This window comes from Niallia sp. FSL W8-1348, from assembly GCF_038006745.1.
Classification (GTDB): Bacteria; Bacillota; Bacilli; order Bacillales; family Cytobacillaceae; genus Niallia; species Niallia alba.
Genome location: NZ_JBBOVV010000001.1, coordinates 888,233 through 900,733, shown reverse-complemented (window position 1 = coordinate 900,733; position 12,501 = coordinate 888,233). Strand labels below are relative to the sequence as shown.

11 protein-coding genes are annotated in these 12,501 nt (G+C 35.8%); 8 read left to right on the top strand and 3 right to left on the bottom strand.

The window, feature by feature from the left end; translation table 11 throughout:
* Positions 1-235: 235 nt before the first annotated feature.
* The 8 genes from NST60_RS04260 to NST60_RS04225 all read left to right on the top strand — a co-directional run bounded on the left by NST60_RS04260 (position 236) and on the right by NST60_RS04225 (position 9,096).
* On the top strand, positions 236-1,216 hold the full coding sequence (locus tag NST60_RS04260; protein ID WP_016204370.1) for a LacI family DNA-binding transcriptional regulator: 981 nt from the start codon (positions 236-238) through the stop codon (positions 1,214-1,216).
* A 557-nt stretch (positions 1,217-1,773) separates the two neighbouring features.
* Entirely contained in the window at positions 1,774-2,982 is a 1,209-nt protein-coding gene (gene nagA / locus NST60_RS04255; RefSeq protein WP_212120939.1) for an N-acetylglucosamine-6-phosphate deacetylase, read from the top strand.
* Positions 2,979-3,731, top strand: coding sequence for a glucosamine-6-phosphate deaminase (gene nagB / locus NST60_RS04250; RefSeq protein ID WP_016204372.1), 753 nt, complete (start codon positions 2,979-2,981; stop codon positions 3,729-3,731). Before nagA ends, nagB begins: the two co-directional genes overlap by 4 nt.
* Complete coding sequence (locus tag NST60_RS04245; RefSeq protein ID WP_016204373.1) at positions 3,728-4,453, top strand: GntR family transcriptional regulator; 726 nt, start codon at positions 3,728-3,730, stop codon at positions 4,451-4,453. The genes nagB and NST60_RS04245 overlap by 4 nt, the downstream gene beginning before the upstream one ends.
* Positions 4,450-5,358, top strand: coding sequence for an N-acetylmuramic acid 6-phosphate etherase (gene murQ, locus NST60_RS04240; RefSeq protein WP_016204374.1), 909 nt, complete (start codon positions 4,450-4,452; stop codon positions 5,356-5,358). Before NST60_RS04245 ends, murQ begins: the two co-directional genes overlap by 4 nt.
* Before the next feature lie 126 nt (positions 5,359-5,484).
* A complete protein-coding gene (gene nagE, locus NST60_RS04235; protein WP_016204375.1) occupies positions 5,485-6,936 on the top strand; it encodes an N-acetylglucosamine-specific PTS transporter subunit IIBC in 1,452 nt (483 codons plus the stop codon).
* 432 nt (positions 6,937-7,368) lie between these two features.
* On the top strand, positions 7,369-8,178 hold the full coding sequence (locus NST60_RS04230; RefSeq protein ID WP_169188157.1) for a LamB/YcsF family protein: 810 nt from the start codon (positions 7,369-7,371) through the stop codon (positions 8,176-8,178).
* A gap of 426 nt (positions 8,179-8,604) precedes the next feature.
* Positions 8,605-9,096, top strand: coding sequence for an RNA polymerase sigma factor (locus NST60_RS04225; RefSeq protein WP_016204377.1), 492 nt, complete (start codon positions 8,605-8,607; stop codon positions 9,094-9,096).
* 142 nt (positions 9,097-9,238) lie between these two features.
* Here the strand turns inward: NST60_RS04225 and NST60_RS04220 are convergent, their stop codons facing one another.
* The 3 genes from NST60_RS04220 to NST60_RS04210 all read right to left on the bottom strand — a co-directional run bounded on the left by NST60_RS04220 (position 9,239) and on the right by NST60_RS04210 (position 12,309).
* Entirely contained in the window at positions 9,239-10,732 is a 1,494-nt protein-coding gene (locus NST60_RS04220) for a peptide MFS transporter (RefSeq protein WP_169189629.1), read from the bottom strand.
* 298 nt (positions 10,733-11,030) lie between these two features.
* Positions 11,031-11,675 (bottom strand): ribulose-phosphate 3-epimerase, encoded by a 645-nt coding sequence (gene rpe, locus NST60_RS04215; RefSeq protein ID WP_101730293.1) that lies wholly within the window; start codon positions 11,673-11,675, stop codon positions 11,031-11,033.
* Positions 11,676-11,886: 211 nt separating this feature from the next.
* Positions 11,887-12,309: a hypothetical protein gene (locus NST60_RS04210; RefSeq protein ID WP_169188158.1), complete on the bottom strand. Its 423-nt coding sequence runs from the start codon at positions 12,307-12,309 to the stop codon at positions 11,887-11,889.
* Between the last annotated feature and the right edge of the window lie 192 nt (positions 12,310-12,501).

The following is a 12,501-nucleotide window of genomic DNA, read 5'->3' as shown; positions in this document are numbered from 1 at the left end:
AAATCCTTATAGCAATCATTATGAATCAACAAGGAAGAAGCTATACTTCTCCAATAGAAAAAATAGTTCAGTCGTTATTATTTTTTTATGTATAATATTAGGTAGAATATGTGTGCAAATAGGGAAGTAGCTACTAGTAAATAGATACATAATAAAATAAAATGAAAGGGCTTTCTAAAAAGAGGGGGGTTCCTACTATCTTTTTGCAAAAAGCAACTAATGAGGAGGTTTATTGGTGACAACAATTGGTGATATAGCTAAACTTGCAGGCGTAGCGAAAAGTACGGTTTCGCGCTATTTAAATGATGGTTCTGTAAGTGAAGCAACAAAGCGGAAAATCCAACATATTATTAGAGAAACAGGCTATACGCCTAACGCATTTGCCCAAAGTTTAAAGGCAAAAAAAACAAATATAATTGGAACGATTGTGCCTCGCTTAGATTCTTATGCATTCTCTCGAACATTAATTGGAATAGATGAAGAATTGAAGACAAGGAATTATCAAATGTTAATTTCTCATTCAAACCTAGATTTAGAGCAGGAAATGGAAAATATTCATTCCTTAGTAAGGCAGAAGGTAGCAGGAATTATCTTATTAGCGACGGAAATAACAGAGCGTCACTTAGAGATAATAAAGCAAATAGGTATACCGGTGCTATTAGTAGGTCAGCAGCATGAGGAGATACCTAGTTTAATTCATAATGATTATGAAGCAGCCTATGAAGTGGGGAAATATGTAATATCCAAAGGACATCAAAGAATTGCCTACATTGGGGTAAATGAAAAAAATGTTGCAGTAGGAATCGACCGAAAAGAGGGCTTTAAAAAAAGCATAGAAAGTGCAGGAGATATAGATGTACAATTTTATGAAACAAATAGAAAAAATGAAAAGTTATTTTCTATTGTTTCTGAAATAATCGATACATTCAATCCTAGTATAATGGTATGTGCAACCGATAATATTGCAATTGGTGTAATGAAAGCAATTTATTCTAGAGGAATTTCGATTCCGAATGATCTTTCGATAACTGGCTTTGGCGGATACGAAATGGCGGAAATGATTCATCCAGGTTTAACAACTGCCAAGTTTTATTATAAAAATGCAGGAAATCTTGCGGCTAGAAAGATACTCAGTCTCATCAGAGGAGAGGATACCCCGATGAAAACAGTATCTGGCTTCGAAATTATTTATAGAGAAAGTGTTAGAAAGGTTTAAAATTAATTGAATTAGGTTTGATTATTAAGAGCTTTTTACCTTGCTAATATCAGCTGAAGCTGGCAAAATTATTCTTTGGCTGATATAACCTTTTGATTCAGAAAAAGAAAATAGAGAGGACACATGGAGGTTGACGCAGGCTCATGAAATAATTTATAATCAGAAATGAAAGCGATTACTGTTGTCTGGGCTGTTTTCTAAAGGATTGTTGTTTTTTCAATCGAAAAAAAGAATTAGTTGGAAAAATGGAGCAGCCGGAATACACGAAGATGCCACGGGGAATAGCGAGACAGCCTGAGACCCCGGAGGCGAAGCGGAGGAGGCTTAAGCTTAGCCCCACGGAAAGCGAAGTGTATTCCGGTTGCGGGTAATCCAACAAACTTTACGAAAACAGCTTTTTGTAAAAACATAAAAATAGTTTGTTAAATTTCCTGACAAGACTAGAGAATTATAAGCATATTTTTAGTATTATATGAAATAATAATTAAGTACGGAACAACTGGTATAGACATCTAGATATATAGATGATATATATAGTATGAAGGAGTGAAATAATCATGATAACAGATGAACCACAAGATTTAGTATTAACAAATTTGTGTATTTACACGGAAACAGAGATTAATCCAAAAGGATATGTAGTAGTGAGGGGAGAAAAAATCGACTCGATTGGTTTAATGGAATCCTTTCATGAAGAAGATTGGGAAAATGCACATATAATAGATTTCCCTAAGAGGATGAATCTGATACCAGGATTAATTGATATTCATATACATGGAGCCAATGATGCAGATGCAATGGATGGGACACTAAATTCCTTAAAAGTTATGGCTGCTACCTTACCAAAGGAAGGAACAACGAGCTTTTTAGCAACGACCATGACACAAGACGAAGAAAGTATTGAAATAGCCCTTTCTTCTATTGCACAGTATATCGAAGCTAGTGATCAATCTGGAAAAGCGGAAGTTATCGGAATCCACCTAGAAGGTCCATTTATCTCAGAAAAAAGAGTTGGGGCTCAACCAATCCACTCCGTTAAAAAGCCAGATGTAGCATTATTTAAAAAATGGCAAGACTTATCAAATAATCAAATCAAGCTTGTTACGATGGCACCTGAAGAAGATGAGAACTTCGAACTTGTCCGTTATTTAAAGGCAGAAAAAATTGTCCCATCAATAGGGCACTCGGATGCTGTTTACGAGCAAGTACTATCAAGCATTCAAGCAGGCGTTAGTCATGTTACACATCTCTTTAATGGAATGAGAGGCTTGCATCACCGAGATCCAGGCGTTGCTGGTGCTGCGTTGCTTCATTCTGAGTTAATGGCAGAAATGATTGTAGACGGCGTTCATATCCATCCTGAAATTGTTAAACTTGCTTTTTTACAAAAGGGTGTTGATCATATCATCCTTATCACAGACAGCATGCGTGCGAAATGGCTGGAAGATGGCATTTCTTCCTTAGGCGGGCAAAAGGTAATCGTTCGCGATGGAAAGGCGTTATTAGAAAATGGTGCTCTTGCGGGGAGTACATTAAAAATGAATGATGCAATAAACAATATGATGAACTTTACAGGCTGTTCTTTACAGGATGTTGTGAAGATGGCTTCCTATAATCCAGCCAAGCAAATTGGCGTTTTGGATAAAAAGGGAAGTATTGCAAAAGGTAAAGATGCAGATTTAGTTGTATTAGATGAAAATAATCAAGTTGTACTAACAATTTGTAAAGGACAAATCGTATATTCGAATGGAGGAGTAAAAGCATGAAACTAATTGAAGTAAAAAACTATGACGAAATGAGTAAAGTAGCAGCAAAAGCAATAATGGAGCAAATTCAGACGAAGCCAAACAGTGTTCTAGGACTTGCAACTGGAGGGACACCGATAGGAACCTATCAGTATTTAATTGCAGATTTTACTAAAAATCAAACTTCCTATGAAAAAGTTATTACGGTCAACTTAGATGAATACGTTGGTTTAGAAAAAGATAATCCACAAAGTTATAGTTACTATATGAAAGAACAGTTATTTAACCATATTGATATTCCAGAAAACCACACTTATTTGCCATCAGCTAAAAACATAGATGATGAAGAGGCAGGAAGAAATTATGAAAAACTCATTGATTCATTAGGTGGAATGGATTTGCAAATATTAGGAATAGGTGAAAATGGTCATATCGGTTTTAATGAACCAGGTACTTCTTTCCATTCTACAACAGGAATTGTGAAATTAACTGATTCTACGAGAGAAGCAAATGCACGATATTTTGCTACGATGGATGAGGTACCAACACACGCTATTTCTATGGGGATAGCTACAATAATGAAAAGTCGAAAAATTGTATTGCTAGTTTCTGGGGTGAAAAAAGCGCCTGTATTAAATCAGCTATTTCATTCAGATATAAACGAGGATCTACCTGCATCCATTTTGAAAAAGCATCCTAATGTTACGATTATAGCTGATCAAGAAGCTTTATCCATTTTAAAAGAAAATAAAGGGAGTGTGTATAGTTGATCATTAAAGATTCACATATTCCTATTTATTATCAATTGGAGATGGAGATAAAAGAAATCATTAAAGAACTAAAACCTGGCGATCCAATTAGTTCAGAACGGGAATTCTCCGAAAAATATGGTATTAGTAGGATGACGGTACGCCAAGCAATTAACAACTTAGTAGCAGAAGGAGTACTGGTTCGCCAGCGGGGCAAAGGAACCTTTGTGGCTGCACCAAAAGTAGAGCAAGAACTTTCTGGACTTACTGGTTTCTCAGAAGATATGCGATCAAGAGGGTTAACACCAAAAACAAAAATTTTGGATTTTAAGACAATTCCTTGTCCAAGAGGAATTGCCACTAAATTAAAGATAGAAGAGGGAGAGCTGGTTTATGAGGTTAGTCGTTTGCGCATTGCGGATGAAATCCCAATGGCGCTTGAAACCTCATATCTCCCAACTGCATTGGTAAAAGAGCTTCAGGAGGAGACCTTACATGGTTCTATCTACGAGTATGTAGAGCAAAACTTACATCTAAAGATTAGTCATGCTACACAAACTATTGAATCGACCTTATCACAGAAAAATGAAAGCACATCTCTTGGGATTAAAGATGGTGCGCCAGTGTTACTGATGGAGCGATTTAGTTATTTAGAAAATGGAACTCCTTTTGAATACGTTAAATCTATTTATCGTGGAGATCGCTATAAATTTGTTATTGATATGAAGAGGTCCGAATCATGAAAAAACAGAGAACAACAGAAAATGGTAATGAAAAAAGCAGGAAGTTAGATGAATGGAATTCATTAGAAATAGTCCGATTTATGAACCAAGAAGATGCAGGAATCGCAAATGCGGTAAAAGAGGCATTACCAACCATTTCCTTAGCCGTTGATGGCATTGTCAACCGATGGAAACAGGGCGGTAGAGTGTTTGTGGTTGGAGCGGGTACTAGTGGGAGACTAGGAATCGTGGATGCTGTTGAGCTTGGTCCTACTTTTTCCATTGAACAGGATAGATGGAATGGAATCCTTGCAGGGGGATATGATGCCATGTGGACTTCTTTAGAGGAGACGGAAGATGATGAACAGCTAATACAAGCCACATTGGAGAAAGCTGACTTTTCAGCGACTGATGTGATCATTGGTGTTACAGCAAGTGGTTCCACCCCGTTCGTTCTTTCAGCTATTCATTATGGAAAAGAAAGAAATGGATTGACAATAGGGATAAGTAATAATGAAAGTACGCAGCTTTCCTCTATCTGTGATTATGGAATTGAAGCAATAACAGGAGCAGAAGTTATCAGGGGATCTACGCGTTTGAAAGCAGGAACAGCCCAAAAAATGGTGTTAAATATGCTATCTACTGCCTCTATGGTGAAACTTGGGAAGGTTTATAGTAATGAAATGGTAGATATGAAGTTAATTAATAAAAAACTTGTACAACGAGCTGTACAAACATTGATAAATGCTACAAGTATTAGTGAGGCAGAAGCTATAAAAGTACTTAAAGAGAATAATCATGATTTGAAAGTATCTATTTTTCGCGTTCTAACGGGTGGGACAATAGAGGATGCGATTCAATCACTTCGTAAGGCAGATGGTCATATAAAGCGTGCGGTTCAACTGTATTTTCAAAAAAATGAGTAACATTCTTAAGAATCTTAAAAGGAGGGATGCCCAAAAAGAAGAGATGAATATATGGTTTCTTATATATGTTAGCAGGTTGAGGATGGCATTTTTTTTAACTTATTTTATCTTATAGGGGGAAGTTAAATGAAATCGTACTTACAAAAGCTAGGGCGTGCATTGATGCTACCGGTAGCTGTTTTACCAGCTGCAGCATTACTGATGGGGATTGGCTATGCAATTGATCCAAGTGGATGGGGAGAAGGAAGTCCAATTGCTTCGTTTTTTATTAAAGCAGGGTCTTCAATATTAGACAATATAGCAATCTTATTTGCAGTAGGGGTCGCATTAGGCTTGTCAAAAGATAAAGACGGCGCTTCAGCGATTAGTGGATTGGTATCATATTTAGTTGTTAAAACATTATTATCTCCTGCTTCTGTTGCCATGTTGCAAGGAATTAACGTAGAAGATGTAAGTTTGGCGTTCTCTAAGATTGAGAATGCATTTATTGGTATTTTAGCAGGTGCTGTCGCAGCAGCACTATACAATCGTTTTAGTAAGACTCAGCTTCCAACGGCATTTGCTTTCTTTAGTGGGAAAAGGCTCGTACCAATTCTTAGTGCTGTTTCCATGCTCTTAATTTCTGTTATCTTATTGTTTGTTTGGCCGGCTATTTTCTCAGGACTTGTTAGCTTTGGCGAAGGAATCAGTAAACTAGGAGCAGTTGGTGCGGGAATATATGGTTTCTTTAACCGTTTGTTGATTCCAACCGGTTTGCACCATGCTCTAAATGCTGTATTCTGGTTTGATATTGCAGGGATAAACGATATCAATAATTTCTGGTCTAATAATGGGGTAAAAGGAGTAACTGGAATGTATCAGGCAGGCTTCTTCCCTGTGATGATGTTTGGTCTTCCAGCAGCAGCACTAGCGATGTATCATACAGCAAAAACAAAACGTAAAAAACAAGTGGCTTCCTTAATGCTTGCAGCAGGGATTGCAGCATTTATAACAGGGGTTACGGAACCAATTGAATTTGCCTTTATGTTTGCAGCGCCAGCCCTTTATGTTGTGCATGCATTATTAACCGGTATTTCCCTTTTCCTTGCAGCAAGTTTTCATTGGACGGCAGGCTTCGGATTTAGTGGTGGATTAATTGATTTTGTATTAAGTTCTCGTTTACCATTAGCAAATAATCCATATATGCTAATAGTTCAAGGGTTAGTATTTGCTGTCATATACTATACTTTATTCCGTTTCCTTATTACTAAATTTAATTTTAAAACACCTGGAAGAGAAGATGATGAAATCGTTGATGAATCATTAGATCAAGTTGCGGTTACAACGGATAATAAATTTGCAGTAATGGCCTCTGAAATTTATGCAGGTCTTGGCGGAGACGATAATGTTACATCTGTCGATAACTGTGTTACACGTTTACGAATTGAAGTAAAGGATATGGATGTGGTAGACCAACAAAAAATTAAAGCAACAGGCGTACCTGGAATTAATGTTATTGGCAAAACAAGCATCCAAGTAATTGTAGGAACTCAAGTTCAATTTGTTGCAGATGAAATTGAAAAGATTAGAAAGGTGTAACAAATTTATCCCACACTTAACGGATAGCAAGACCCAACCACAAGCTGAAGAAAATCGAGAAAGCTCTAGGTGTTCAAACTCTCTCGTAAAGGTCTGATAAGTGGAACTAACCGTCAATGGGGGAGGAGGAAAACTCCCGCTGATGAAAGTTTTTTTATAAGAAATTATTATGTTTCAGATAACTTGTAACCATAATCTAAAGGAAAACAATAATTTTATTGAGAAATGCGGTAGTCCACTCTTCAGGGGATGCCGCATTTTTATATAGAAAGAAAATAGAATAAGGGAGCAGGTTTATCTATTCGTTATCTAGAATCATTATACATAAGAAAAAGGACTTGGAACTGCTGGTAAGATAATAAGAGCTTTAAAGTTTAATTGAAGGTATGAGAAGCGCCATTTAAAAAGTGTTGATTTACTGGGAGGAGTTATATGTCTATTGATATAAATTGTGATTTAGGAGAAAGTTATGGTCCCTATCATATAGGGAATGATGAGGCCATTATTCCCTTTGTAACAAGTGTTAATATTGCCTGTGGCTTTCATGCAGGCGATCCAACAACAATGAGAAACACGGTTAATCTAGCGCTCGAAAATAAAGTGGCTATTGGAGCACATCCAGGATTTAATGATGTACTTGGTTTCGGAAGAAGAGAAATAAAAATAGCTGCTAATGAAGTATACGATATGGTTATTTATCAAATTGGAGCCTTAGAAGCATTTGTAAAGGCGGAGGGGGGAATCTTACAGCATGTTAAGCCCCATGGTGCATTATATAATATGGCGGCAAAAGATAGCCAATTAGCAGATATGATTGCTAAAGCTGTTTATAAAGTAAATCCAGAGTATATTCTTTTTGGTTTAGCAAACAGTGAATTGATTAAAGCTGGTAAACATTATGGTTTAAAAACCGCTAATGAGGTATTTGCAGATCGCACCTATCAATCAGACGGTAGCTTAACATCACGCACACAGGAGCAAGCGATTATCCATTGTCCAAAACAAGCAGCCGAGCAGATACTCCAAATGGTTAAAGAGAAAAAGGTTATCTCTGTCCAAGGACAAGAAGTACCGATTAAAGCAGATACAGTATGTATCCATGGAGATTCAAATAATAGTTTAGCCATCGTTAAGGAAATTTCATCCACGTTATTACAAGCCAATATAAATATCCAAAATTTTATCCCACTCTTAACGAGCAGTAAAACCCCCACCTCAAGCTTGGAAAATCGAGGAAGCTAAGTGGGGGATAAGGAAAAAACTTCACTGCTGGAAGTTCTCCTTATACAGGTCAAATAAACCAAATGTTTATACTAGGTTTTGATATAAAAAGGATTCCCTAAAGACTGGAAGAGATTTATCATAACAAACACTCAAATAAGATTTTCTAAGAAAATAGAAAAACAACATAAATTTAAAGAAAAAAATGGGACTTTTATTACGTTAAGATGTATAATATATTTCATTAATGTTACAAATCGTATGCTCGTAACTGATTTGTAACAAATCTAACGAAAAAACACTATAAACGTAGTAATAACTTAAATACTTTAAGATTTGTTCCATTACTATTTCTTAGTAAAAAAGGCTTTTCATTATTTGAGTATAGAAGTCTTTGAGAGTACTATCCTTTCATTGATTCACTGGTTTTTGTTAGGAGTGGGGGAAATGGGTTCGATTGAAGAGCTCTATCAAAAATATCATCAAGAGTTAAATCATTTTCTAATATATTTAGGAGTGAAGAAGGGGGAAGCAGAAGATTTAGTTCAAGAAGTCTTTATTAGAGTTCTAAAAACTAAGTGCCTTTTTAAGGGAGAGAGCAGTGAAAGAACTTGGTTATATACAATTGCTAAAAATATTGCTATTGATCATTTTCGAAAGCAAAAGAATTCGTATTCATTCAATAGTGAAATTCCGATTCATATAAAGGATGAACAGGCACTTCCTGACGAAGTTGCAATGCAGAAAGAACAGCTGGATTGGATTCATCAAATATTACGATGCTGTACAGCAGATCAGAAAAAAGTCATTTACTGCAGATACTTGAAAGAAATGTCTATTGATGAGACAGCGATGAATTTAGGATGGTCTGAAAGCAAAGTGAAGACGACACAGCATCGGGCGTTAAAGTTATTAAAAAGAAGTCTAGTAAGTTCGTAAAACAACTTTTATGAGAAATAAAAGGAGAGGTGAGGATTTTTGGATAGAGGTGGAACTAATTGATATTAGTTTCCCTAGTTGAGTTGTGAATAGAATTTTCAGCATAAAAAAGTGGAGGATGAACCCCCACTTGTCTTAATGATTATTTAATCCCCTTCATCTTGTTTTGAATCATTGGTGATAACAAGAAAAGGATAATACTTAAGAGAATAGCTACTCCACCTAAAATACCGAAGTAGGCAACCTCAGATATTTTTGTAAATAATGGAGCAATTTGTGCATTTAGTGCTTGAGCAGCGGCACTTGATAAAAACCAAAGACTCATCGTCTGTGCCGAAAAGGCTTTAGGTGCAAGTTTTGTTGTTGCAGATAGGCCGACTGGAGATAAACATAGCTCCCCAACTACGACAAGGAAATAGCTCAATACTAACCATAACGGACTTACTAATGTATTTTCTCCGCCTAAATAAGCAGGTAACATCATAATAATAAAGGATAAACCGGCAAATAATAAAGCAATCGAAAATTTCTTAGAAACAGAAGGCTGACGATTACCTAGTTTCACCCAAATCCATGCAAATACTGGTGCAAAAATAATGATGAACAACGGATTGATGGATTGGAAAATTGTTGGTGAAAGATGGAATCCAGCAAACTCTAATTGAGTTCGTTTATCAGCATAGGTAGCTAGAATAGTTGAACCTTGTTCTTGAATAGCCCAAAACATAACTGCAGCTAAGAATAATGGAATATACGCAATCAATCTAGAACGCTCATCACGAGTTGTTTTTGGACTGCGGTACATAACAGTGAAATAAATAGCTGGAATTAAGAAACCGAGAATTCCGACAATTGTAATAAATGATTCAAATGTTAAAAATCCTAAAGGTATAGTAATTGCTAGAATAATGGCAAGGACAACGATAGCAATACCTATGGAAGAATATACTTTTTTCTTTTCTTCTTTAGATAATGGATTTGGCACAACCGTACCAGCAAGTCCTAAATTTTTCTTCTTTGTCATCATAAATACAATTAGTCCTAATAACATACCAACTGCTGCAAGACCGAAACCAAGATGGAAGCTATAATTCATTCCAATTTCTCCGACGATAATTGGTGCTAAGAATCCACCAAGGTTGATACCCATGTAGAAGATACTAAAACCTGCGTCACGACGAGCATCCTCTTCACTATACATTTCACCAACAATACTTGATACATTCGGTTTTAATAATCCTGTTCCGATAACAATTAAAAACATGGAAACAAAGAACATGGAAATGCTACCTGGGATGGCTAATACAATATGCCCGAGCATAATGAATATACCACCATAGAAAACGGCCTTCGAAGTTCCCAAAATTCTATCCGCAAACCATCCACCGATGATACCGGACATATAAACAAGCGAACCGTAGATAGATACAATGGCAATTGCCGTTCCTTCTGAGATACCTAATCCGCCTTTAGATACTTCGTAGTACATATAGTAAACCAGGATGGCTCTCATTCCATAATAGGAAAACCTCTCCCAAAATTCTGTAAAGAAAAGTGTGAATAATCCTTTAGGGTGCCCAAAGAATCCCTTTTGGGGAACACTGTCCACAATTTTCTGTTTATTTAATTCTGACATCATGAAACCTCCTCTAGTATTTTAATATAATACTGAAAAGATGCTAGACTTGTCAAAAAAATTTTTGTTTCCTATAAAAAACAGCAAAAATGTTGAAATTTTGAGTCCGAGTTCATAATTTTGAATATTTTAAGAAAAATTTAAATGTTTTTAATATAATTATTTTTTGGTAGATTATAGGTGAATAAGTCGTTTTATGGGAGTTGATAAAGCCATCAGCATTGTTTTATGGACTTTGTTTAAATTATGGGAAATAAAAAAGGAATCTAAATGTATTTTAGACTCCTAACTACCCATATTATCCTCGTACCGCTTTAATGGCCTCTTCGCGATTGGAATTATTATAAATAAATGACCCGGCAACTAGCACATTTGCTCCTGCCTCTTTTACTAATACTGCAGTTTCGGCATTAATGCCACCATCTACTTCAATCTCAAGTGTTGGATTTAATTGATCTGCTAATTGACGAACTTCTCTTATTTTTGGAAGTACATTAGGGATGAAAGCTTGTCCACCAAATCCAGGATTAACGGTCATCAATAGAACCATCTCAATATCTTCGATAATATGCTTAATCATTTCAACCGGAGTACTTGGATTTAATACCACCCCAGGTTTTACCCCATGTTCTTTAATTAATTGAATCGTACGGTGTAAGTGGCGACATGCTTCCACATGTACGGTAATGATATCCGCACCAGCCTTAGCAAATTGTGGAATGTAAGCATCTGGATTTTCAATCATCAAATGAACATCTAAAGGTAATGTTGTAACTGGACGGATTGCTTCAACAATAAGCGGGCCGATAGTTATATTTGGTACAAAATGACCATCCATTACATCAACGTGGATGTAATCTGCGCCACCTAATTCTACATCTTTCACTTCATCCCCAAGCTTAGCAAAATCAGCGGAGAGAATGGAGGGTGCAACTTTAATCATTTGTATGCCTCCCTTTCTTAATCGATTAAATTAATAGTATTTGATATGTATTACATCAAAATTATAGCAGAATGTGAGATAGCGAACAAGCGAGTTGAATGCGCTTGCTTATTTTGTAGTAGATGGCAAGATAAAAAAAGTAGCCACTTCGTAAAAACAAGAGGATTAATAGAAGTGGCTATCCACAAATGAGTTTCGTCATGTAGAAGAATTATAGTTTCGTTATGATTTCTTTTTGGATATCAGCTGGTGCACCTGCATAATTTGTTGAAATACATGCAATCAGCATCTCTTTATTCTTATAAAAAGGTTCTTTATTTTTATTATAGTAAAAACGAACACTTTCTTCTTCTTTAAAGAATTCTTTCCCAATTTTTAATAGGGTAGTAATTGGTAGTTTATCAAAGGAAAATGTGCTTTCTACTTGTTGCCCAGAAGGAATAGTCTGTTCTTGATCTGTTTGCTTAAATTCTTTCACTACTTTTTTTAGGACTTTTTCTTGCGAGATTACTTGTTTAAAAAGTTTTTTACGAACTCTTTTTTTCTTCGATTGAAGTCCAAATGTTTCTAATATATAGTGATGTAATTCTGTATTTTGTGTAACTTCTTCTTGCATTTTACTGATTGTATCCATTGCAAAACTCCTCTAATCTTTTCATTCACCACTAAATCCATGGAATATAGGGATTTTGGCACTGAATCATTATATACTAAACTGTTAAAAGTACAAAATTTGTTTCGTGTATCAAAATTAATTTTAGAGAAAAAAGCGATGTTTAATAACTAGTAAACTTTTAAAGAGACTGGGCCATAAGTATTCCAGCTA

Bases quoted from the DNA above. Each gene is read 5' to 3' on its own strand.
- nagA (WP_212120939.1), top strand. From the start codon at position 1,774: ATGATAACAGATGAACCACAAGATTTAGTATTAACAAATTTGTGTATT.
- nagB (WP_016204372.1), top strand. From the start codon at position 2,979: ATGAAACTAATTGAAGTAAAAAACTATGACGAAATGAGTAAAGTAGCA.
- murQ (WP_016204374.1), top strand. From the start codon at position 4,450: ATGAAAAAACAGAGAACAACAGAAAATGGTAATGAAAAAAGCAGGAAG.
- nagE (WP_016204375.1), top strand. From the start codon at position 5,485: ATGAAATCGTACTTACAAAAGCTAGGGCGTGCATTGATGCTACCGGTA.
- NST60_RS04230 (WP_169188157.1), top strand. From the start codon at position 7,369: ATGTCTATTGATATAAATTGTGATTTAGGAGAAAGTTATGGTCCCTAT.
- NST60_RS04225 (WP_016204377.1), top strand. From the start codon at position 8,605: ATGGGTTCGATTGAAGAGCTCTATCAAAAATATCATCAAGAGTTAAAT.
- NST60_RS04220 (WP_169189629.1), bottom strand. From the start codon at position 10,732: ATGTCAGAATTAAATAAACAGAAAATTGTGGACAGTGTTCCCCAAAAG.
- rpe (WP_101730293.1), bottom strand. From the start codon at position 11,675: ATGATTAAAGTTGCACCCTCCATTCTCTCCGCTGATTTTGCTAAGCTT.
- NST60_RS04210 (WP_169188158.1), bottom strand. From the start codon at position 12,309: ATGGATACAATCAGTAAAATGCAAGAAGAAGTTACACAAAATACAGAA.